This is a genomic window from Microbulbifer sp. ABF4_107, assembly GCF_056312215.1.
Map to the genome: position 1 here is coordinate 1,764,190 of NZ_CM149983.1, position 21,938 is coordinate 1,786,127.

General features: G+C 55.2%; 20 protein-coding genes. 6 read left to right on the forward strand and 14 right to left on the reverse strand.

Going from position 1 to position 21,938, the window contains the following annotated elements:
• The first annotated feature begins 122 nt into the window (after positions 1–122).
• Both ACYX4K_RS07270 and ACYX4K_RS07275 read left to right on the forward strand, forming a co-directional pair.
• Positions 123–1,751, forward strand: a complete 1,629-nt coding sequence (locus ACYX4K_RS07270; protein ID WP_475092791.1) for a hybrid sensor histidine kinase/response regulator — start codon at positions 123–125, stop codon at positions 1,749–1,751.
• Between the two features lie 531 nt (positions 1,752–2,282).
• Positions 2,283–2,660, forward strand: a complete 378-nt coding sequence (locus ACYX4K_RS07275) for a YchJ family protein (RefSeq protein WP_475092790.1) — start codon at positions 2,283–2,285, stop codon at positions 2,658–2,660.
• Between the two features lie 37 nt (positions 2,661–2,697).
• Here ACYX4K_RS07275 and ACYX4K_RS07280 read toward each other — a convergent pair whose 3' ends face one another.
• The 7 genes from ACYX4K_RS07280 to ACYX4K_RS07310 form a co-directional block, all read right to left on the reverse strand.
• Entirely contained in the window at positions 2,698–3,879 is a 1,182-nt protein-coding gene (locus ACYX4K_RS07280; RefSeq protein ID WP_475093941.1) for a glutathionylspermidine synthase family protein, read from the reverse strand.
• A gap of 12 nt (positions 3,880–3,891) precedes the next feature.
• Complete coding sequence (locus tag ACYX4K_RS07285; RefSeq protein WP_475092789.1) at positions 3,892–4,494, reverse strand: DUF1190 domain-containing protein; 603 nt, start codon at positions 4,492–4,494, stop codon at positions 3,892–3,894.
• A gap of 14 nt (positions 4,495–4,508) precedes the next feature.
• On the reverse strand, positions 4,509–4,925 hold the full coding sequence (locus ACYX4K_RS07290) for a DUF350 domain-containing protein (RefSeq protein WP_475092788.1): 417 nt from the start codon (positions 4,923–4,925) through the stop codon (positions 4,509–4,511).
• A 15-nt stretch (positions 4,926–4,940) separates the two neighbouring features.
• The gene (locus tag ACYX4K_RS07295; RefSeq protein ID WP_475092787.1) at positions 4,941–5,591 is read right to left on the reverse strand and encodes a YjfK family protein; all 651 of its coding nucleotides are present in this window, start codon (positions 5,589–5,591) and stop codon (positions 4,941–4,943) included.
• Entirely contained in the window at positions 5,576–6,580 is a 1,005-nt protein-coding gene (locus ACYX4K_RS07300; protein WP_476178802.1) for a potassium channel family protein, read from the reverse strand. Before ACYX4K_RS07300 ends, ACYX4K_RS07295 begins: the two co-directional genes overlap by 16 nt.
• A gap of 72 nt (positions 6,581–6,652) precedes the next feature.
• On the reverse strand, positions 6,653–7,348 hold the full coding sequence (locus ACYX4K_RS07305) for a PspA/IM30 family protein (RefSeq protein WP_475092785.1): 696 nt from the start codon (positions 7,346–7,348) through the stop codon (positions 6,653–6,655).
• On the reverse strand, positions 7,345–7,749 hold the full coding sequence (locus ACYX4K_RS07310; protein WP_475092784.1) for a DUF2170 family protein: 405 nt from the start codon (positions 7,747–7,749) through the stop codon (positions 7,345–7,347). The genes ACYX4K_RS07305 and ACYX4K_RS07310 overlap by 4 nt, the downstream gene beginning before the upstream one ends.
• Positions 7,750–7,882: 133 nt before the next feature.
• Between ACYX4K_RS07310 and ACYX4K_RS07315 the strand changes: the two genes are divergently transcribed.
• Positions 7,883–8,185, forward strand: coding sequence for a DUF6471 domain-containing protein (locus ACYX4K_RS07315; protein ID WP_475092783.1), 303 nt, complete (start codon positions 7,883–7,885; stop codon positions 8,183–8,185).
• 44 nt (positions 8,186–8,229) lie between these two features.
• On the opposite strand, the gene ACYX4K_RS07320 is transcribed toward ACYX4K_RS07315, so the two are convergent.
• From ACYX4K_RS07320 to ACYX4K_RS07330, 3 genes are all read right to left on the reverse strand, one after another.
• Entirely contained in the window at positions 8,230–11,220 is a 2,991-nt protein-coding gene (locus ACYX4K_RS07320) for a DEAD/DEAH box helicase (RefSeq protein WP_476178803.1), read from the reverse strand.
• Positions 11,221–11,415: 195 nt separating this feature from the next.
• Positions 11,416–12,879 (reverse strand): hypothetical protein, encoded by a 1,464-nt coding sequence (locus tag ACYX4K_RS07325; protein ID WP_475092781.1) that lies wholly within the window; start codon positions 12,877–12,879, stop codon positions 11,416–11,418.
• Entirely contained in the window at positions 12,869–13,213 is a 345-nt protein-coding gene (locus ACYX4K_RS07330) for a hypothetical protein (RefSeq protein ID WP_476178804.1), read from the reverse strand. The genes ACYX4K_RS07325 and ACYX4K_RS07330 overlap by 11 nt, the downstream gene beginning before the upstream one ends.
• 144 nt (positions 13,214–13,357) lie before the next feature.
• Between ACYX4K_RS07330 and ACYX4K_RS07335 the strand changes: the two genes are divergently transcribed.
• Together ACYX4K_RS07335 and ACYX4K_RS07340 are read left to right on the forward strand one after the other, a co-directional pair.
• The gene (locus ACYX4K_RS07335; RefSeq protein WP_475092780.1) at positions 13,358–14,083 is read left to right on the forward strand and encodes a pseudouridine synthase; all 726 of its coding nucleotides are present in this window, start codon (positions 13,358–13,360) and stop codon (positions 14,081–14,083) included.
• Positions 14,084–14,133: 50 nt separating this feature from the next.
• Positions 14,134–15,984, forward strand: a complete 1,851-nt coding sequence (locus ACYX4K_RS07340; RefSeq protein ID WP_475092779.1) for a M14 family metallopeptidase — start codon at positions 14,134–14,136, stop codon at positions 15,982–15,984.
• Positions 15,985–16,036: 52 nt separating this feature from the next.
• On the opposite strand, the gene ACYX4K_RS07345 is transcribed toward ACYX4K_RS07340, so the two are convergent.
• The 4 genes from ACYX4K_RS07345 to ACYX4K_RS07360 all read right to left on the reverse strand — a co-directional run bounded on the left by ACYX4K_RS07345 (position 16,037) and on the right by ACYX4K_RS07360 (position 21,375).
• Positions 16,037–16,807: a PP2C family protein-serine/threonine phosphatase gene (locus ACYX4K_RS07345; protein ID WP_475092778.1), complete on the reverse strand. Its 771-nt coding sequence runs from the start codon at positions 16,805–16,807 to the stop codon at positions 16,037–16,039.
• Between the two features lie 3 nt (positions 16,808–16,810).
• Positions 16,811–18,322, reverse strand: coding sequence for an Hsp70 family protein (locus tag ACYX4K_RS07350; protein ID WP_475092777.1), 1,512 nt, complete (start codon positions 18,320–18,322; stop codon positions 16,811–16,813).
• Positions 18,323–18,405: 83 nt separating this feature from the next.
• Positions 18,406–20,640: a TonB family protein gene (locus tag ACYX4K_RS07355; protein WP_475092776.1), complete on the reverse strand. Its 2,235-nt coding sequence runs from the start codon at positions 20,638–20,640 to the stop codon at positions 18,406–18,408.
• Between the two features lie 24 nt (positions 20,641–20,664).
• Positions 20,665–21,375: a hypothetical protein gene (locus ACYX4K_RS07360; protein WP_475092775.1), complete on the reverse strand. Its 711-nt coding sequence runs from the start codon at positions 21,373–21,375 to the stop codon at positions 20,665–20,667.
• Between the two features lie 269 nt (positions 21,376–21,644).
• Between ACYX4K_RS07360 and ACYX4K_RS07365 the strand changes: the two genes are divergently transcribed.
• Positions 21,645–21,848, forward strand: coding sequence for a hypothetical protein (locus ACYX4K_RS07365; protein ID WP_475092774.1), 204 nt, complete (start codon positions 21,645–21,647; stop codon positions 21,846–21,848).
• The last annotated feature ends 90 nt before the right edge of the window (positions 21,849–21,938 follow it).

A 21,938-nucleotide genomic window follows, 5' to 3' on the forward strand; every position in this document is an offset into this window, starting at 1 on the left:
AACAACAATGTGATGCTGGCAGCAACCGGAGATTCCACCGCGATCGGAATTGTCCGTTTACTAGACAATTCTGTTGAGCCGTGTTGCAATCGAAAAACGTTCCCAGGTTCCAGGAAGGACAAATGGAAACCACAGTAAAAACAGGAGTCGCGCTGCGCGCACCTGCCGAATCAGAACCTCGAACCGACCACCGGGATTCCCATGAGGTATATGAAGCGCTGCGCAAAAGCGAAGAGCGCTATCGAGAGCTGGTAGAGCACGCGAACTCGATCATTCTCCGCTGGGACCGCAACGGAATCGTCACCTTCTTCAATGAGTACGCGCAGCGCTTTTTCGATTACTCGGAAGAAGAAATCATCGGCAAGCATGTGGTCGGCACCATCGTTCCCGAGAACGAAACCACTGGCCGTGATCTTCGCCCGCTGATGGACCACATCTGCAACCATCCCGAAGAACACCGCTACAACGTCAACGAGAATGTCACCAAAGACGGCACCCGTGTCTGGATTGCATGGACCAACAAAATTCTGACCGATGACAGCGGCGAAGCCATCGGCGTGCTCAGTATCGGAACTGACATTACCAAGCAACGCCTGCTCGAAGAGGAGTTGCGCCAGGCACAGAAGATGCAGGCCATTGGTGAACTCGCGGGAGGTATCGCCCACGACTTCAACAATATGGTGCACGGCATCGCCGGATTCGCCGAGGTCATCAAGCAGACGACCTACGATGCAAAAATATCCGAATATGCGACCCAGATTCTGACCACCGCCCACCATGCAGCCGAACTCACCAAGCAACTCCTCACCTTTGCCCGCAAGGGTTCCTATCAGCTACACGACTGCAACACACACGATATCGTGCGCGATGTTTGTTCCATGCTGGAGCGCACCATCGACCGCCGCATTGTGGTACGGCAGCAGTTGCGCGCGGCACTGCCACATGTAAAAGGCGATTCGGCCCAATTGAAGAGTGCGCTGCTGAACCTGGGTATCAACGCCAAGGATGCAATGCCCGCAGGCGGCCAGCTGGTGTTCAGCACCAGCAATATTACAGTCACCGAGCCCATCGCAATTTCGGATTTCCAGCTGGAACCCGGCCAATACCTGCAAATCACTGTCAGAGATAGTGGTTTGGGGATGACAGAGGAGATCCGCCAGCGCATTTTCGAGCCCTTTTTTACCACCAAGGCATGTGGACGCGGCGCGGGCCTTGGGCTTGCAGCGGTATACGGCACCACGCACCTGCATAAAGGCGCCATTCAATGCCGCTCAGAAGTAGGCAAAGGCAGTTGTTTTGATCTCTATCTACCGATTATCAATGATTGCAGTAAACAGCAAAGTGGCCGTAGCGTCGGGCCCTGTGCGCGCTCTATTCGTATGATGGTGGTCGACGACGAAATCATCGTGCGCAGCTATTCCAAAACTCTTTTCGAGATGCACGGCCACCAGGTAGACACATTCGCCACCGCCGCCGAAGCCATTGGATTTTACCAAAAGCACTACGAGGACATAGAGCTGGTGCTACTGGATATGATCATGCCGCAGATGGACGGACAACAGTTGTTCGCAGAATTGAAACGCATCAACCCGGACATAAAAGCCATACTATCCACCGGTTACAGCGTGGAAAGCAAGGTGCAGGAAATTCTCGCCGACGGCATTCTCGACTGCATCAAGAAGCCGTTTACCTACGATCAACTGGAGCAAAAGATCTCGACACTGCTCGCTGATGCGCCCGGCTCGGCTTAAGCGGTCAGTAATGTAGAATTTTGATAATCGGCTCTCCGTTATCGCATTCACCGACCACTTCGGGCTTGGAAATCAGCGACCCCGCCTGTCGCGGAATTCTGGACGGATAAGGCGCAAGGCACGCGTAGTGGAAATTTACCGACCAGTTGCAGTAAATAATTCCGTCATCCTCGTCATAGAAGCGCTCCTGGCAAAAGCTCAGGTAAGGGCTCTGCCCTCCCCCGGGCTGCCCCACACTTTCGCCCCCCTCTGAATCACTCTGTGCGACAACAGAATTGGGCGATAGACACGCAAGTATCAAACAGCCAAATACCCATGGGTAGCTGCGATTCATAGGGGAACCCTCGGTCAATTCATTCCGGCGGCACCAAACCACGGCCACACCGGGGAGCAGACCCGAACGCGGGCCTCTCCATTCAGCCTAGCAGGTCTGGCGCAGATATCCTCCACCTTAACTTGCCGGCGAAGACCTGCCAGTCTCGGTCCCAGCTGCTATGATGCGCGACCATTTGCGTAGACTGCGAGGCCCTGATGTCCACCACCTGCCCCTGTGGTACCGGCAAACCCATCGATCAGTGCTGCGGGCTGTACCTGTCCGGCCAGACCTACCCCAACAACGCAGAAGCCCTGATGCGCAGCCGCTACAGCGCCTATGTCACCGGCAATATCCCTTACCTGAAAAAGAGCTGGCACCCGGACACCTGCCCGGAGCTCAACAACGGTGACCTGAACACGCAGTGGGCAAGGCTTGAGGTTATCAAATACAAAAAGGGTTTAAAGTCGTCGATCGTGGAATTTCGGGCGTGGTTTCACGACGGGGGGGAAGAGCGGGCGCTCCATGAAATCTCACAGTTCAAGCTGTACAAAAAGCGCTGGGTGTATTTAGGGCCACTGGAACAGTGGCCCTAAGCGAGAAGTCTTAGTAGAAGACGGAAGCGGGCCGTTTCTAAAGAATAACGTGCGGTAAATAGCGGCTGGAATCCAGGGTGATCAGACCGCTGTCTTCCCGCAGGGAAATACCGGCAGCCTCGTCATCAATCAGCCAGCTACCGATCAGGGTGTAGTTGTCGCCGAACTTCGGTAGCGGATACATGGCCTGATAGATATACCCCTCTTCCCCATAGGGCCCGTCCGAAAGCGCCTCTGCCGATGGGTCGCCGCCGCCCTTGAGCGACGCCCCCTCTACCAGGGAAATATTCGCACCTTCGCGGGAGAAGATCGGTTTCTTTACCAGCGAATCGTGCTCGGCCGCCTTTTCCAGCTCGTCTTCAAAAAACGCCGGCAACAGGTTCGGGTGCCCGGGGAACAGTCGCCACAGCATGGGTAACAGCGCCTTGTTGGAGAGGATCGATTTCCACGGCGGTTCCAGCCAGCGGATATTGTTGCCCCCCAGATACTCGCCAAACTCCTCCCGGAACATAAATTCCCAGGGGTAGAGTTTGAACATCCAGGTGATCACCCGATCCTGAAGATCGGTAAACTGCCCCGCCGCATCGCGCCCGATGTCTTCGACAAATACAAAGTGCTCATCGATGCCCGCCTCGCGCGCGCAGTCCTGCAGGTACTGCAAGGTTCCGCGGTCTTCTTCGGTGCCCTTGCAACAGGCAAGGTGCAGCGCGCGGCCAGGGGTCAGAAACTGCAAATCCTTGAAGCGATTGACCAGCTTTTCCTGCAAGCTGTTGAACTGATCCGACTGTCGCGGCAGCGCGCCGCTATCCACGTTGTCCTGCAGCCACAACCACTGCCAGAAACCGGTCTCAAACAGGCTGGTGGGTGTGTCGGCGTTGTTTTCGTAGAGTTTGGCCGGGCCTTTGCCGGTATAGGCGAAATCCAGGCGGGAATACAGGCTGGGATCACCGTTCTCCCAGGAGCTGCGCACGAAGTCCCAGTGGCGCTCCGGAATGCAGAAACGGCGCATCAGCGCGTCGTCGGCCAGCACCCGCGCCACCACTTCCAGGCACATTTGATGAATTTCTTCGGTGGGATCTTCCAGATCCCGCTCTATCTGCTCGAGGGAAAACTGGTAGTAGGCGCTCTCATCCCAGTAGGGTTCCCCATACATGGTGTGAAAGCCAAATCCGAACTCCCGTGCCCGCTCTTTCCAGTGCGGGCGCGGTTTGATGGGCATACGCAGCAAGAATCAGCCTCCCCAGCCCCCGGAACGCCCGCCGCCCCAGCTGGACTTGGCAGACGCAACAGAACCGAAGCCACCGCGGGAAACCGTTTTGGTTACCGTGGGTTTGGGCTTGGTAGCGGAGTTCGGCACGGTGTAATTCACCTTGCCGGATCGGCCAATCACACTGCCATCTGACGTCATCAGTCGGTCGTAATGATTGGAGTACGGGTTGGTATAGCGGTAAACCGGGTTGTAGTAATAGTTGCGGTCGCGGCTATCCAGCATCTGACCGACCATAAAGCCGGTCATCAGCGGCAACCAGAAGCTGCCAGACTGGCGGCAATTGCCGAACTCGGTCTCGCACATATGGCGAGAGTCGTATTTCGGCCCGGTGCGCTCCGCTTCGCGCAGTGCCTGCTGATAGGCCGCCTCGCACTGCTCCTGGTCCAGCTCGGTCTTGTCGACGCAATCCTGCACCGACGCCACCACTTTGACCTCTTCTTTGGAGCTACAGCCCATGAGCGCCGCAACAATACCCAGCGCCAATGGCCGCAGGACAAAGTTGCGCCCCGGGTTTTTACGCAGGTTTTCCAGATTGATTGTCTTGGAACGTTTGATCGATTTCATAACCAGCTCCCCACTCAGTAGGACATGCAGGCGGCGTTCAGAACACCAACGGAAATCGTGGTCGCAGCGAGCATGACGCCCGCACTGATTTCACCGTCTTCAATGCGGGAAACAATGCGCGGCATAAACAGGAAACGGATAATCGCAAAAGCCAGCAGCTGTGCAATCAGCGCAATGAACGCCCAGGTAGCAAAATCCACCAGGGATACGGAGTTACTTGCCGCACCGCCGAGGGCAATGGCAAAACCGAGAATCGCACCGCCAAAGCCGATGGCTGCCGCGGTGTTCTTGTCTTCGCGAATCAGTTTCCATTCATCTTGCGGGGTCACCAGCGCATACAGGAACTTGAAGGCAATCAGCAGTACCAGCGAGATGCCAAAATAGGCAGCAAAGTGCAGGATGCCTGTCAGTAAATCGTAGTTTTGTTCCATCGGTGAGGTTCCTTGTTATCCGTGAATGGTAATTTGCGATGGTGTAAGGGAAATGCCGGTACTCAGTACCAGGCAACGGCTGAGGTAACCCCCGGCCTCCAGTTTTTCTTCTGCGGAAAGAAACAGAGATTCTGTGCGTTCGTCGGTCAGTGGACGCTCGAACAGCATGGTGAATTGATCGGTGCTGGAATGTGCACCATCTTCGTCGTAGGTGGTCTCCGCCATGTGCACCGGGTTGTGGTAGTCGCCGGTGGAGGTCCATACGCGCTGGTAGTCTCGGCCATCCAGTGCATAGGTGCCCGCGCCGATCTCTTTATCCAGCAGGTTTTTCCACGTAGCGTCTGTCGCGATGTCGCGGGTGTCGTAGAAGTGAAACAGTTTCACATCCACCACATGCTCATCGCGCTGGCCGCCTTCCGCGACCACCTGCAGCCAGGCATCGTCGTCGGTATAGAAGCGGTACACCCAGGTTCCATCCAGGTCCACCACGCCGGCGGCCTTGATGATCTGGGTAGGCTCGAAGGATTCGATGGTCAGCTCGTCGAGAATCAGGCGAATCGCCAGTGGATCGATCTCGAAACTGGCACCGAGGCGCAACCCCATGATTTCCGGGGTTTGCGGCTTCACTTCGGGCTTTTTGAATTTATCAATCAGTTTGCCAAACATGCGTCCTGGCCTTCCTTGTCCGCTACTTTCACATCAAAACACCGGTTCGCCGGCAGGCGCTGATCGGCGATGTAGTAGACGGTATCCCCCGCCTCGACATGCGCACTCAATGCCGGGTTGATTTCAATTTTTTGCTCGCCGGCTCGACGTACACCAAGCAACGTCGCAGAGAGCGCGTGCTTGAAATGATCGAACAAAGCGCCGAAGGGAATCGCCTGCTCGCCCTGATACTCCACGCTGTACTGGGTCATTCCATAGGTACTGTCCAGCAGCTGCCGATGCAGGCGCGCGGAACCGGGATCGAGGGAGGACTTTGCCAGCAGTTCAACCGCCACAGAAGGAATACATTCGATATTCGGACAGTGTGCACGCAACAAATCACCCACGTTTTCATCTTGGAAATACGCGGTTTTATGGCTGTGGGGGCTGACTTTGTCGCAGAACAATGCGGTCGTCAGGGTGACGTCATCCAGCGGGTTATCGATGATGATACGGGCCGCCTTGTCCAGGCTCGCGCGCAGCATACTCTCCCGGTGCGAGAACGAATCGACTTTGACAAAGTCGATACGGCCAGGCAGCGGGTTTTCGATTTCCGCCTCAACACACAACACCACTTCCGCAGCATCGCCATTGGTTTTTGACAGCAGTAATTCGATCAGGCGCAGAGTACGGGTACCGTTCCAACCGATAATTACCGTATGGTTTTCATGGTTCATATTGCGCAGCCCCTTTTTGCCCCGCTGGATAAATTCAGTCACACCAAAGCCCACCCGGGTTACGATCATCGCAAACAGGCTGAGTCCGAGGGGAATCACCCACAGGCTTACGGCCACTTTGCCCCACACAGTTGTGGGAGAAAAATCCCCGTAACCCACGGTGGACGCGGTAACCACCAGCCAATAGAAGAAGTTTTCCGGTGCGACAATGTCCGCCTCGCCTGCCAGTGACAACAGCAGATAACTGCCGATCACATAGGTTGCGGTGGTCACGAGAACGGTGGTGATACTGGCCCTAATAAAAAGCGACGCCAAAAGGCGTCGCACTTTATAGATCAACATGGTTTAGGCCTGGGTGCGTTTAGCCAGCAGCTGTGCCAGTTTATCGCTACCGCTAACCTGTCCGCCCGGGGTGATGCCCGCGGACTTCAGCTTGGCGTCCAGGCTGGAGCCACTTTCTTCGGTAGCCAGCTCTTCCGCCGCTTCCAGCTCTGCAGCGCGTTGCTGCTGCTTGGCCTTGATGCGCTCCATGCTGTCCAGCGCAGTTTTCACTTTGCTGTTGGCACCCATATGGCGGCTGGAAACCGCAACCTGGGCCTTCTGCACAGATTCCGTCGCTTTGATCTGATCGATCTGCTGCTCCATGCGACGCACATTGGCCTTCGCCTTGGAGATATTGCTCTTCAGCGTGATTTCGGAACTTTTGAAGCCCTGCAGAATGCTCTGTTCGGTTTCCAGCTGGGTTTCCAGCTCGGCAACACGCTCGGCACACTCAATGGCCAGCGCCTCGTCGCCCTTCTCGCTCGCGGCAATGGCGTGGTTGGTGTAGTTGTCTACATCCGCCTGCAGCGCCTTGGCCTTGTTCTCCGCCAGCTTGCGCTTGGCCATGATCTTGGTCAGGTTTTCGTCACAGGCTTTCAGCTCACTTTTCGCTTCGCGCAGTTCCTGATCGAGGATACGCAGAGACTGGCTGTCAGCAATCGCTTCAGTACCTTCGTTTACAGCGCCGCGCAGTGCGGTCCAGATTTTACTCAGGCTCATGCTACACCCTCCAATTCAAATTGCGCGGAATACAGGTCCAGGAAATCGCCCACATTGCCAAACAGGGTTTCCACCTCTTCGATCACCACTTCGTCTTTGCTGGACACAGAAAGTGCACCAAAGGCTACGTAATAGTCATTGCCACCAATGCTCTTTATCGCCACGGTGGTCAGCGGTACCAGCTGGTGTGTCTGCAGGATCAGCCGGTTCAGGGCCGCTTCGTCTTCTACCTGGCTGACGGGGAACAGGATGCTCTCCACCACAATCTGCCGCTCGCCTACATAAATAAAGGCATCTACACCCTCATCGTTAGAGACGCTCAGACAGTCGCCCTCCGCCTCGACCACCCAGTCGGGGTGATTTTCGGCCAATTGGCGCAGGTTTTCGTTGTTCCAGGTCATTTCAACTCCCTTGCACATGTGGAATATGAGTCACAAATATAACAGTAAATTTTTGATGGTCAACGGGTATCGGGCACTTTTGTTGCAAATAAACCACATACGGCTATCATGCGTAACAAATAGAGAGAGTACCATGGACCAGAAGCAAAGCCTCGAAAACCACCGCGCCCTGAGCCCCTACAAGCAGGCCATCGCCCGCTACGTCCGCGCCGCCATGGCCCTGAAAGGCGTGCGCTACAACGATCTTGCCAGCGCCCTTTCCAACAAAGGCATCGCCGTCACCCCGGAAAACCTGCGCAGCAAAGTCAGCAAGTGCATGTTCTCCGCCGACTTATTGGTGGCCATCCTCGACGTCCTCGACGCCGACGAAAAAGCGTTGCCGGATATTCTCAGGCAAACACGGGAATTGCAAAGCCAAGATGCTGACCAAGGGTGACTGCGCAGACAAGCAGCACCATGGTACAGATCGCAACACTCCGCTCACCGGCGGATAGCGGACTCCGCTTCGAGCGACGGCTGTTCGGTGACACAGGGGTTATTCCTGTTCAGAAAACCGTGTATTAACTCCAGACATCGCTCACGATCCGACTGCCATTGACTATGTGGCAACGGGAAAAGTGGCACTCCAGCCCGATGCAAGGCGTGGTATATGGACAGGTCCAGGTAATCACAGAAAGTACCGGGGTACCCTGTCAGGTCGATACCAAAATATTGACCATCGCGCTCACACAGCACGTCGACGACCTGTCCGGCCACGGTATAACCAACCCAGCATTGAACCCCCTGCTCCTCCAGAACCTCGCGCACTTCCGCGGCGAACCCACAAGCACCCTGACTCGCTCCCGCGTGATCATTCCGATGATCATGGGCAAGATAGTGCGCGAATAAATTACCATCGCTCAGAGCGCCTTTCTCGATAGAGCGAATAATCAGCTGCCGTTTCCGCGCGCGGGTAACAGCCACATTAAACATATCCGGCCGATTCAAATAGGCTCCCGCACGCGCGCTCACCGGGTCTATGGCAATCGACAACAGCATGAAATCTCGCTCCTCCCCCTGAAAGCCGTATGGGGTGGCAACCCGCAGGGACATTCGAGATATTTCCTGCGCACTAAATGCCTTGCGAATTTCCGTATCCAAATACTCTGCCTGGTCCCGAAACGGAGACAACACCCCCACCGATGGCATTGTGGGTAAATGCGCGTATTGATTCAGGTGTGCGCGCAATTCTGTCACAACCTCATCACGCTCCCGAGAGTTTCTACCACTGGCACTGCGCACACCGTCGACCAGACGAAAAGACAGGCCTGCATCATCTAACGCGCCAGGGCGCGACTGCATGATTTTTAGGCGGCCACCATAGAAGCGCGCATTACTGAAGCTGATCAGATCGGGCTTGCTGCGATAATGTTCATCGAGCATAGAAATCGCTGACTGCTTCCCGATCACATCGGAAGCGAGATCCAGCAGTGAGTGCTCCCGATAACTGAATTTGGAAGGTGGACCGCCGCTTTCTTCCATAACATCGTTCCAGATGCCCGCCTGCATTTTTCGCGATAAAAATGAAACATGTCGCAACTGCTTTCCATCACCGACGATCACCGCGCGCTGGCCCCGCTGCAGAGCTGGCAACGCACTGGCAATGTCGCACTGGGTGGCTTCGTCAAAGATCACCAGATCAAACATATCCGGGATGTTCGGCAAGGTATCGCTTACCTCATCCAAACACACCAGCCAGATCGGGTATGCCTCCAGAACCGCGCTGAAATCCAGCGCTGCAAACCGCTCCGCCTGCCGTTTGGAGGTCCGCGAACGGAGCGCCTGGTTGAACAACGACAAAGTAGACCGCTTTGTTTCGAGCAAATGTGCCAGGCATTCATTACGTGCGGTGTTCAAGTATGCTTTGGCAGCAGTTTCAAACTGTCTCCGGCTTTCACCTATTGTTTTCTGAAGATCCCATAGCGGCGCAATTTCAGATTTTGCCCCGGTACACGCACGCGCTATTTTTCCGGAAAATCTTCGCCACAAACCCAGCAAGCCCTTTGGGCGCGGCACCGCAGACATCTGCAGTGAACGCACAAACTGGCGCTCGACCCGGTCCAGCTGTCTGCGACGGTTCGCCAGATTTTGTTGCACCTCTGCCAGAGAACTCTCATCTGCCGGCAACCCCTCTTTCAGCAAGCTATCCAAGTGCGATTTCAACCCACGAGAAAGACCTTCGCTACCCGCACTCACAACACCCGCCTGCAAGCCAAAGGTATCGGCTAACTTCTGTCCGACAACGTCCACAGCATGCCGGGTTTTCGAAACAATCAGTACAGACTCGCCCTGTAGCACCCGGTCGATAGCCATAGCCGCGATGGTGTAGCTCTTTCCCGTTCCTGGCGGCCCGGATACGAGGCTCAACGTACTTTTTGCTGCACTCTCGAGTGCATGCGCTTGTGTTTCAGACAGCAGGACCGGCAATGACATTGGCGTGCTGACCGATCGCGTCTTGGATCGAGATTTCACAGTGGATGGTGTTTGACCCAGAAGCTCAACAACCGGATTGGAGTGTCGGTCAGCCTCAGCCAGAGCGGCAAGCTCGTGCAATACTCCCCGCACACCGCGAGAGCGATCGGCAAGTACCAGACAAGTTGCCGAACTGATCTTCAGCGCACTCCCGGAAAGTCTGCGCTTCAGCACATCCTCTCCCTGTAATTTGGGCCAGCGCCCCAGTTCCTCAAGGTCACCGAGCACGCTATAGCGTTTCAGCCACTGGCCGATTGCCGTGATCAGGCTGCTCGTCATGGGCCACTGCACCTGCGGAAATTGATCTATCGCAGATGCATCCACATCCGGCTTCAACAGATTGCGCAGCAGGGGCAGATTGATCCTCGCATCACTCGCATCCGCTTCAATAAAGAGGTCTTCATCCGTAATGAAAGCAACCGGCACATAGATCAGCGGCGCGCAAATTTTGCGCTGTCGGCTGAGCCCGGTCGCATTCGCCACACTGCCAGAAATCAAAAAGGTCCCGTACACCAGGCGGCGCTCCCGGCGATAGCTGTCCGCCAGTGCAGCGAGCTGCTCCGCCGCCTGCCCGACCACAGGAATACGATGCAGATCGCCACACCCGAGCGCATCCTCACCGTCGAGATACATCCTGCGGTTTGCGGGCAACTTGGTGATATTGGACAGGGCGAGGTCATAGCTGTCCGCCCGATAACAGCGGCGGAAGTATTCGGTGAGAGGGCGGAGGGGATAGGACATCGAGCTAGCCAGCGAATAAACGTACCAATATTGTATTCGTGAATTACCGGCGAGAATAGCGTACGAGCAGTGACTCTGTGTGCCCGAACTTCCATCAACAGCTGCGGGAGCTGTCCCACTCCCGCGCTGCTTTTCTGGTTTGTTGCTTGCTGTCAAAGCGGTCGGCGGACTTGGCCCGGGTATGGGCGCCGCCTTTGCGTAACAGCGGGTTTTGCGCAACCGGATTGCCCGGGCTGCGCGCTTCCGAAGCTAGTGGTCCATGCGGAAAGTTCGGTAACTAAGGAGCACAGCCAAAGTGTTCAGATCAAGGCGAGAAAGCGCAGGAATAGTGGTTCTATTTCAAGCTTTCTTAACGCAGAGCTGGACACTTTGGCGAAGCGAACAGTTACACAACTTTCCGCATGGACCACTAAGCTACAGCGTGCACCCTGAAACAACGCCAGTAACATTATCCTCATCTTCCATGCGCATCATGCGCGCCACCTTTTCCCCAGCATCCAACCCATGGTGAGTCACCACCAGGTCGGAACGTTCCTCATCCCATGAGCGCACCAAATCGCAGTCTGCTGCCCGCTCATCCACAAACACTTTCTCTACAGCCACCTTGGAAAGTTGTGACCAATCTTCAACTTTTGCGCCCCATAGAAGCAGGCGACCATGAATATTGGTAAATTTCGGCAGCCCATCCAAGGTCCCACCGGTAAACTTCAGTTCGGAAACACTCTTTGGTAATGGTGCCTTAGCCATATCCACCATATTGAAATTGTTTATCTCAATATCCGTCAGATTCGTAAGCTGGAATAGCTCCGTTAACGCAAGAGGAGATTCTTCATGGGCTGTGCATGAAATCTTCTCGATCTCCTCCACAAAACGGAAACCCTTGTCCGAGGCAATGCTATCAATACATTTGGCGAGACCCGCATTATCAAAATTTAATGACGTCACCGGTGTGTAACCGACGCGGGTTACATCCACCGCCAACTGGTACTCGCTGTACTTATCGGCCACCGTACCGGTAATACGAAAGGTAAAGGGCTTGGTGAGATCACTGCGATACGGCTCAGGCAATACCACCTCGAGCCCCTCATTAATCGTCACCCCATCACTCAATTGGACGCCCTCCAGATCCGAGATACCTTCAACATCGGTTGGCAAAAGTCGATTGATCCAAATGGGTTTCAATGGAAGTACACTCTTCGATTTTGTGTACTTTTCTACTGTCAGATCGCCCGCAGACCGATGATCAAAATCGCCGCTTTCTGAATCACTACTCTCCGCGGATTTCGAATGCTCGTTGAGCTCGGACTTTGTCATCCCCATCGCCGCTGGCACTTTACAGACCTTGAACATCTCCACCATATTGCTCATGCCGGCCGCAAAGGATTTTGGGGTAGCATTGAGTGCAACAATAATCGCGCCGCCCTCTTCCAAGTCTGCACCCTTCAGCTGGCGCAATGCACTCGCAATCTGGCGCTTTTCGGCGATCGCCGTCTTCAGGTTATCGGCAATTTCCGGGTGGTAGCACGGCGAATCCTGATCCAGCTGCGCAAACAGCGACTCAAGTTCCTGCTGATATTGAGTGGCCAGTGCCAGTGCACTATCCATGTTTCCCGCCAACTTGTCGTACACGCCCGACTCTACTGCGGCTTTGGCACTACCGGTTTCACTCACAGTGCGGGAAAGCTCTTCGACCAGCGCTCCATACTCATCCGTCAGTGCTCGATCCTTCTCCAGCAGTGTCTCTGTGCGCTCGGAGAATGCCTCAATTTCATCCAGTGTATCGCTATCCGGTACACAGGCAGTCACCAGAAAAGTAAAAACAGCAACAAAAAACACCGGAAACCACTTTAGGAGGCTCGATAGCCTATCAATCAACATCATCACTTCCTTGTAAAAATATGGTCAGAAAACCAACAACAATTGCTACTTGGTACGCCGTATTAAAAACGTGTACCGCAAGTCGCCAACATGCTACACAAGTTATGCTGCAGAAATATAGAATCGCCGTCAAAAATGTGTTCAGAAAGATCATTTTGCCAACTGAATCGCCAGCGAATATTGTTGTGTCCAGCTTCTCCCGCCCCCCGGTAAAACAAAGGCCGACGCAACTTCTGTCAGACTTTTGATCACTAATGGCTAGGCTTGCTCCGCAACTGCATTTCATGTCTCCTGTTGATGTATTCATCAACAGTAAAAATTTGGTGGTAACCATATTGGCTTTATTGGCTTTATTGGCTTTAGCCCCGTATCAATACTCTTCCGGAAATTTTCGCAATCCTGCTCAGCTCTCTGCGTGTTTCTCGCTAAGACACACTTTATAATTCCATTCCGTTTTCAGCCGAGCAGCGCCTCGCAAATGACACCAGAGTTACTTTTTGAAGACGACCATCTTATCGCCGCCTACAAACCGGAGGGCTGGCTGGTGCACCGCTCGGATATCGACAAGCATGAAGACCGCATCCTGCTACAGTACCTGCGGGATCTGGTCGGTGTGCACCTGTACCCGGTGCACCGGCTGGACAAACCAACGTCCGGTGTGATCGTGTTTGGCAAAAGCAGAGAGGCAGCCGCCAAACTGCAGGGGCAACTGGACAGTGACTCCTCGATCAAACAGTACCTCGCCATCTGTCGCGGCTATTGCCCGGAAAGCGGTGTCATCGACCACCCACTGCCGCCGGTGGCGGACTTCAAGCACCAGCGCAAACGGCCAAAAAGCGATCTACCCCGCCAGGATGCGATTACCCATTTCCGGCGTCTCGGCACTGTGGAGCTCCCCTACTCCGTCGACCGCTACCCCAGCAGCCGTTATTCCCTGGTGGAAGTGGAACTGAAGACGGGCCGCCGCCACCAGATTCGTCGTCACTTCAAGCACTTGTCGCACCCGCTAATCGGCTGCCCGAAATACGGCAAATCCACCCACAACCGCTTCTTCGCAGAAGAGCTGCAATGTGCAAGACTCTTGCTGCATGCCTATCGGTTGTCCATACAGCACCCTGAGTCCAGTGAGCGCCTCGAGATTGTGGCACCACCCAGAGGCTGTCTTATGACATTGATTGAGCGATTTGGCTGGCAGCTACCCTGAGTGCGGCCCGTTAATAAAGATAGATCCTACCTACACCGTGGAGCCCCCGAATGTCCCTGACGTCCATTCATCGCACGCCCGCCTTCCGCCACCGCGTATGCTCACACCTGTGCCGGTTTATTGTGGGGTTGGCCCTGGCCAGCAGCACTGCTGTGGCGTCCAATGAACTGACCGCCCCACTCCCGGAACTGCTTCCCTGGAAGGGTGCATCGGAAAAGCTCGTCCAGCAGAAAGGCGACTGGGTGACCCCAGCGGAAGCCAGCGACTTCAAAACCACCCCCGATTACAAAGTAACCCGAGCCTTTGCCAATCGACTGGCGGCGGCCAGTGACGATATTCAGGTAAGCGATATCGGTGCCGCCAACAGCGGCCGCAAAATCCAGCTGATTACCGTGACGGAAGGTGGCAGCGACGCGAAAACCAACGGCAAGCCTACCCTGCTGGCCCAGGCGGGTATCCACTCCGGTGAGATTGACGGCAAAGACGCCAGCTTTATGCTGCTGCGAGACTATATCGGCGGTGACAAATCGCTGAAAGCGCTTATCAGCAAGGTCAACCTGCTGATCATCCCGATCTTGAATGTCGACGGACACGAGCGCGCCGGCCCCTACACCCGAATGAACCAGCGCGGGCCACACAACGCGGGCTGGCGCACCAACCGCAACAACCTCAACCTGAACCGCGACTACGCCAAACTGGACACACCAGAACTGCGCGCGGTGATGGACGTGATCAACCAGTACAAGCCAGAACTCTACCTGGACATCCACGTCACAGATGGTGAGGACTACCAGTACGACATCACCTATGGCTACAACGGCTCCTTTGCCAGCGATTCGCCGAAGATTGCCCGCTGGCTCGAACAGACTTTTCAGCACAACGTGGACAGTGCACTCACTAAAGCCGGGCACATTCCCGGCCCGCTGGTTTTCGGCGTAAACAGCGATGAATTCGCCGAGGGCATCAGCCACTGGACCGCCAGCCCCCGCTACTCCAACGGACTCGGCGACCTCCGTCACACACCCACCGTGCTGGTGGAAAACCACTCACTGAAGCCGTATCGTCAGCGTGTGCTGGGCACCTATGAACTGATCAAGGCGAGCCTCGCCTCACTCGCGGAGCACGGCAATGCACTGCGCGCGGCCATCGCGGAAGATCAGCAGCAGCGCCCACAGACCCAGGTTCTTGCCTGGAGTGCCAACAAGACACCAGACCTCAGCGTCTATGCTGAAAAGCCCTTCAAAGGCATGGCCTACGAGAAAAAACAGAATCCCATCAGCGGCAAAGAAAGTGTGGTCTGGCTCGGCAAAGCCAGAGATTATCTGGGATTACCGGTATTCAGAGACGACGTTAAAGCCGTAGAAGTGCGCGTACCGGAAGCCTTTTACATCCCCCGCCATGAAAAGCTCGTCATCGAGCGCCTGAAAGCGCACGGCATCGAAGTTTCCGATGCCAAGGGTGGACCACTCCCGCTTACACAGTTCACTGCTGAAGCTCACGAATTTGGCAAGGCCCCGTTTGAAGGCCACTTCCGTGTCGATGCCAAGTTCTCGCAAGAACGCATTCAACGGCCGGTTGATGATTACCTTGAGGTATCCACCAACCAGCCACTGGGAAAGCTTGCCACTGCGCTCCTGGACCCTCGTGGCCCTGACTCCTTTTTCCAATGGGGATTCTTCAACCAGATTTTCCAGCGTACCGAGTACGCGGAACCCTACGCACTCATTCCCTTAGCAGAAAAAATGCTGGCGCAGGATGCCGATCTGAGAAGCACCTTTGAGAAGCGCTTACAGGACAAAACCTTCGCCGAGAACCCCTCCGCCAGGCTTGCTTTTTTCTATCAGCGCAGCCCTTACTACGACCAGGAATATCTGAAGTACCCGGTTTTACTGAAATACTGAAAGGGTCTGCACCATGAAAAAAGTATCTAAATTAATAATTCGCAGGCTGGAGCTAGCGCCCGAGCCATTGCTGAAGCAGACCTTTCAGGCCTGGTGCGGGGTGTGCCAACAGAACAAAACTGAAATTATCTGTTGCACTGGTGCCTTCGATCGCACGCGTGAGCGCTGCTGCGGTTTCCTGTAGATTGCCACCCGACGTCAATATATCACTCAGCTCACCGGGGCTGAGCATATCGCTGACACCATCCGAACAAAGCATTAGCCCACCCCTGGAGCTCGGTCGATAGTAGGATTCACCCGGATTCAGATGCGGTAGCTCCACCAAGCCCAGGGCCTGATTGATCAGATTTTTTTTCGGGTGACTCTGGGCCTCCTCTTCACTCAGAACCCCACGCTCAATCAGATCCTCCACAAAGGAATGATCCCGGGTCAGTTGTCGCAGTCGCCTCTTCCCGTGCCAGGCATAAACACGGCTATCGCCGCTCCAAATCAGCCGGAATCCACGCCGGCATCGCTGTACCGCAACAAGCGTGGTACCCATACCCGACTGAGCGGGGTTATCGCGAGCGGCGGCTTTAATTACCACGTGGGCACGCTGCACCGCCAGGCGCAGGTCATCCCCCGCCATCATGTCCTGCGCCACCGTATCCACCGCCAATTGGCTCGCCACTTCACCCGCAGCGTGTCCGCCCATACCATCCGCGACGAGCCACAAGCCGAGCTCATCATCGTTGAACACCGCATCTTCATTGTGCTCACGTACGTGCCCCACCCGGGATACGGCAATGCTCTCAATTCGCCCCTGTATCAATCTGGCTTCCACGCTTTAACTATTGACATCCAGCTTTTGCAGCCAACCCTCCTGTTCGAGCAGCGCGCGATCCAACGCTTCGGATTCTTCATCCATGACCTGGCGAATTTCCCGTCCGGTTTCCGGATCCCTCGCGGTGATGGTCACTATCCCTTCCAGGTCATAGCACATTTCAATTTCAACCGGATATTTCTTGCGCGGATTTTCGATAGGGCCGAACGCAAAATACCCCAGACTCTTTTCTTCCGCGGACTCACCCTCACCGCGTTTTTGCACCGCCTCGATGATCATGCGGGTCTGGTCGTCACGGCTGGTATAAAAGGTGGTGACTGCACTGGCGGGAACCGCGGAGTTCTGTTCGATCAATACTTTTACCATCGGCTCGCCATCACGCCCGAGGGTCCGGATTCCCAGATCATAGGAACAGATGGACTGTAGTGCTTTTCCAGTTGAATGGCCGAAGGTCTGCTGGGCCAGAATGGCCGTGCCGTAGGCAACCGCCTGATGGGGTTGCTTGCACACCAGCTGGTCACGTGCCTTGCCACTCGCTCGCGCGACCTTATCCAACACCAGAGGTAGCAGTGATGATCCACCGGTAAGAAGCACGGTATCGATAAAGCCCCAATCCATACCCGAAGCCTGTAATGCCCTGTTACACACCGCCAGAGTGTCATCGACAAAATCGTCGATGAGCTGGTTGAAGCGATCTTTTGTCAGAATAAATTCCAGCGTGCGACCTCCGAGAACCAGTGTTTTGTTGACACGGCCTTTACCCGGTTTAGCCAGGGTGTGTTTTGCCTCATTGGCGAAACGGCGTAGGGTTTGCAGCGACACGGGATCGTCCGGTTTGAACCCGTGCTGACGCTCAAACTCTTCGACAATAAACCGTACGATGCGCTCATCGATGTGCTTACCACCAAGGCGATTACTGCCCTGGGTCGACAGCGCGTAAAGCCCACCCTCGGAAGACTGCAGTACCGTGGCATCAAAAGTGCCACCGCCCAGATCATATACGAACAGGGTCTGCTCTCCGCCGACCTGATGCACTCCATAAAAAGTAGCCGCCGCCACAGGCTCTTCAATCAACTTTACTTGCGAGATGCCTGCCATCTGCGCGGCGAGCTTGGTTGCCCGACGCTGTGCATCGTTGAAATTGGCAGGCACAGCAATCAGTACACCACCGATATCTTCGTGGGCAAACGCATCGACATCCTTGAGGACTTTCTTTAACACAAGCGCCGAGAGTGCCTGTGGATACCACTCCCGTTTATCGCTATCAGTAAAAACTGGCCGATTCGCCTCCATATCCAGTTTGAAAAAACGCGCGTGAGGTAACCCCGGTTCATCTTCCAGAATTTCTTCCACCGGCGTGCCCACCAGACACCCCTCCTCCCCAAGATGCACCACACTGGGTGTGCGGAATTCATTGGCATCGTGGAAATCCGGAAACAGGGTCGGCTGGCCACGGTCGTTGACGAAGGCCGCTACCGTGAATGTGGTTCCGAGGTCTATCCCCAAATGCAACAATGTATTTCTCCAAAAAGTCTTTCCGCTTTGCGGCTATTTCCATACACTCACAGCGCATGTTATTCGTATAAAAATTCACCCAATTACTGCAGAGTGAAGTCCAATTGTGTCATCACTCCGCGCGTGCGCACTGGAACACCATCCTCGATCAGAGGCTTATATTTCCATTTGGATACCGCTTTTTTTGCTTCACGGTCAAACACACGTAAGGGGCGCGAATCCACCACCTGGACGTTTTCAACCGCACCCACCTCATTGATATCAAACGCGACGATCACAAACCCTTCAATGCCATCCCGCGCCGCCTGTATCGGATAGCGAGGCGCGATTCGAACAAGGGGTTGCAGCTTATCCATTTTTGCCTGCTCTTCTTTACGTGCCAGCTCTTCGAGGCGCTTTTGCTCCGCCATTTTTTCTGCCTCGCGGCGCCGCTGTTCTGCCGCGGCAAGCTCTGCCCGGCGCTTTTTCTCCGCCGCTTCCGCATCCCGTTTGCGCTTGGCGGCCGCTACGGCTGCCTTTCTTTCCGCATCAATACGAGCGATCTCGTCGCCCATGGCCCCTGGAGCCTCGCGCCACTGTTTCTCGCCCAATTTCCAGCCCGCCAGGGCGGCGGCAAAGTCGCCCCGTTGCTCGGCCAGTACTGCCTGATTCTTCGCCTCCAGTGCTGCGGATACCTGAGCAGGTGCACTCAAACTGTACTCATCCTGTACACGCTCCCAGTCGTTTCGGGCTTCATCGAAGGCCGCTTGTGCCGTAAGGAGCCCGGCTGCCGCATCGAAATCCTCCAATAAGGCAGAAAAACCGGAACGCACTTTCTCGAAGACCGGTTGCGCCTGATCAAAGGCCTCATCGCGCAACAACGTCTCAGCCATCGACAAATCTCCTTCCAGCTCCGTCAGACGGTGGCCTGAGAAAATGCCCTGCTCTGTAACCTGCTGCCAATTTTCCAATGCTCTCAACTCCGGGCTCTCGTTGCGTTTTGCATCCCGCAGATCACTGTCGAGACCCCGTCTGGAAGAATCCAGACGTTGTTTCAGCACCTTGATTTCCCCCTGAATACGGGCGAGGCCGGCCTTGCGTATGGCAATCTCTTCCTTGCTCATGGGCAGCAGGCTTTTCAGGCTGTCTAACCCGATATATCCACTGGAAGCCAGACCACCGACGCCGAACAGCGCCACCAGTAGGCCGGCAGCGATACCGATTCCTTTCCAGGGCAGGTTCAACCTGGTCCGGCCTTTGTTTTTTTCCAACGCCTGCGCAAACGCGGCCATATCATCAAAGCGCCCTTCGGGCAATGTATCCAGTGCCTTTTCAATATCGTCGGTAAAACGCTTGCTCAAATCTTTACGAAGATCGCGTAGCGGCCGGAATCGGCCCGCAGGGACTTCACCGGCGAGCAGTTCATACAACAACACCCCCAGCGCATATTGATCGGCGCGCCCGTCAATGGCGTTACTGCCCTTCAACTGCTCCGGTGCCATGTAATAGGCAGTCCCCATGGCCGCACCGGTCTGGGTGCGCTGGCTCGCGGATTGAATGCGGGCAATACCGAAGTCCATAATCTTGTAGTCACCGTCTTCGGTGACCCAGATATTCTCAGGCTTGATATCCCGGTGAACAGTAAACTGGTGCGCGTGAACGAGTGCCTGCGCGAGTGTGACCGCCAACCCGCGGGCTTCTTCCTCGGTGAACGGCTGACGAGTGAGACTCCGCACCTCCATCAGCTGTCGCAGGTCCTGCCCCTCCAGCAGCTCCATAGTCAGGAAAAAGAGATCCCCATCCTGCTGGACGTCGAATACATTGACGATATTCGGATGGCTCAGCTTGGACGAGATGCGCGCTTCATCCAGAAAGCGCTCGCGGGCCCGCTCATTGCGAACCAATCCGGGTAATAACACTTTGAGCGCGATCTCATCCTGCCGGGTCGTATCGTACGCACGATACACCGCGCCCATGCCACCCGAGCCTATCTGCTCACGAATTTCGTAGCGGTTGGCAAGAAGCTGACCGGATTGAAGCCGAATTTGCACATTGTTCGCCCCGTCAAACTGCGTGCCCGACTGCGGCAGGTCCGCCATTTTGGTCTGCGAAAGAGCGGCATTCACATGCCCGCTCTCGTTGCCCTGTGCAGTTAATTGCCCACGAGCAAGCTGCAATTGATCCAGTTGCCGCTGATACTTGTTGCGCAAAACATCCGTCGGCGCCTTGGCTTGAGCCTGCTGCAATTGCACGATTTTCTGTGCGATCGCCTCCCGTATCTGATCTGCGCTGGCACTTTCATCAAGCCCCACAAGTCCAGCAACTGCGCTTTGATTCATTGTGTCGTTTTCCAATATTTTAAATTACGTTTCTGCAACCACTGCCCTGCAGGGTGCGCGTCGAGCGGCGGGCAACCTGTGAAGCATCGTCAATTCACCGCCAGCATAGTGGGCGTTACCCCTTCGAACTACAGATCGGTCTTGACAGTCGATCGCGTTGTAGTAAATAGATTCTGAGGGCAACAGATAGCGCTCACCGCCGAATCGCTCATCGTTGGTCTGATATTTGAATCCGTTTTGCACAAAGTGCATCAGGCGCACGTTTCGCAGGTTGGGCGCCTGAGGAAATCGCAGCGCGCCACCATTGAGACCAACGCGAATTAAATCTTCCTGTTGCGGCGATTTCTGCTCGGAAACAGTACCGGGTTGAGTGACAGGATTTTTTTTCGGTGCGGCGGGTATTGGCTGGGGAGCCAGTAATGGCTCTAAAGAGTCAGACCCGAAAGGGCTATTCGCCGGAGCTGGTTCCATCGCTCCCCGCGATGCTTCTAATTGCGGAACACGAGGCCGGCGTTTCGGCTTTGGCGTTTGCTCGCGAACCAGCGCCTTATGCGCCTGGAATTCACGCCAGCTGGTGCGCAAATACTCCGCAAGTTCACGGTCACGGGCGGTAACAAATCCCTCAAAGGCGCCGCGCTGCTTCTGTTTCCAGCGATTGAATTCGCTGTCGCCCCAGACCAAATTGCCCGAAATGCACGAAGTCAGTGCCAAAAGACACGATACGACCTGTTTCATGTGATGGGATGCGTGCTGTTTTCGTTGTTGTTACAGATGGCCAAATCGGTGCATTACACACAATCACCCAGCTCTTTATTGAAAGTGCTCAATAATGCGACAAGGGTACCATTTAATGCGTGAATTGCGCAGCATAAAATGCGACGATCAAACACGAGTCCGGGAAAATCACATCCAGTCGATGCAGATGCTGTCATCCAGTGTGGATTTCCCGACACCAATATCCGCGACTGAACTTGCAGTAAATAAAAAACGACAAAAACAATCTCATGCGCAGTACGAATTCCTGGCCAGCGTTAATCCTCTCTGAAGCATGGATCGGCAAGCTCGACCGCCTCGCCGACTCGTGCCACAGCCAGCCTGGCCTTGCGGAAGAAGCCTGCACCCATATCATCGATCGCCTGAGTGAGAATGACTGGTCGCGCTGCAAAACCTACTCGGGACAGTCCAGGCCAGAAACCTTCGCCCAGTGACTCGCCACAAACCTGCTGGAAGAATTCCGCGTAGCCAAAGCCCAGCAGGAGCTTGAGAAAAAACTTTCTCGCTGAAAGGCGCCACCGTAA

Excerpts from the sequence above, each read along its gene's own strand:
- ACYX4K_RS07335 (WP_475092780.1), top strand. The coding sequence starts at position 13,358 with ATGACACCAGAGTTACTTTTTGAAGACGACCATCTTATCGCCGCCTAC.
- ACYX4K_RS07330 (WP_476178804.1), bottom strand. The coding sequence starts at position 13,213 with ATGGTTACCACCAAATTTTTACTGTTGATGAATACATCAACAGGAGAC.
- ACYX4K_RS07365 (WP_475092774.1), top strand. The coding sequence starts at position 21,645 with ATGCGCAGTACGAATTCCTGGCCAGCGTTAATCCTCTCTGAAGCATGG.
- ACYX4K_RS07355 (WP_475092776.1), bottom strand. The coding sequence starts at position 20,640 with ATGAATCAAAGCGCAGTTGCTGGACTTGTGGGGCTTGATGAAAGTGCC.
- ACYX4K_RS07285 (WP_475092789.1), bottom strand. The coding sequence starts at position 4,494 with ATGAAATCGATCAAACGTTCCAAGACAATCAATCTGGAAAACCTGCGT.
- ACYX4K_RS07290 (WP_475092788.1), bottom strand. The coding sequence starts at position 4,925 with ATGGAACAAAACTACGATTTACTGACAGGCATCCTGCACTTTGCTGCC.
- ACYX4K_RS07280 (WP_475093941.1), bottom strand. The coding sequence starts at position 3,879 with ATGCCCATCAAACCGCGCCCGCACTGGAAAGAGCGGGCACGGGAGTTC.
- ACYX4K_RS07310 (WP_475092784.1), bottom strand. The coding sequence starts at position 7,749 with ATGACCTGGAACAACGAAAACCTGCGCCAATTGGCCGAAAATCACCCC.
- ACYX4K_RS07305 (WP_475092785.1), bottom strand. The coding sequence starts at position 7,348 with ATGAGCCTGAGTAAAATCTGGACCGCACTGCGCGGCGCTGTAAACGAA.
- ACYX4K_RS07325 (WP_475092781.1), bottom strand. The coding sequence starts at position 12,879 with ATGTTGATTGATAGGCTATCGAGCCTCCTAAAGTGGTTTCCGGTGTTT.
- ACYX4K_RS07315 (WP_475092783.1), top strand. The coding sequence starts at position 7,883 with ATGGACCAGAAGCAAAGCCTCGAAAACCACCGCGCCCTGAGCCCCTAC.
- ACYX4K_RS07275 (WP_475092790.1), top strand. The coding sequence starts at position 2,283 with ATGTCCACCACCTGCCCCTGTGGTACCGGCAAACCCATCGATCAGTGC.
- ACYX4K_RS07270 (WP_475092791.1), top strand. The coding sequence starts at position 123 with ATGGAAACCACAGTAAAAACAGGAGTCGCGCTGCGCGCACCTGCCGAA.
- ACYX4K_RS07340 (WP_475092779.1), top strand. The coding sequence starts at position 14,134 with ATGTCCCTGACGTCCATTCATCGCACGCCCGCCTTCCGCCACCGCGTA.
- ACYX4K_RS07295 (WP_475092787.1), bottom strand. The coding sequence starts at position 5,591 with ATGTTTGGCAAACTGATTGATAAATTCAAAAAGCCCGAAGTGAAGCCG.
- ACYX4K_RS07360 (WP_475092775.1), bottom strand. The coding sequence starts at position 21,375 with ATGAAACAGGTCGTATCGTGTCTTTTGGCACTGACTTCGTGCATTTCG.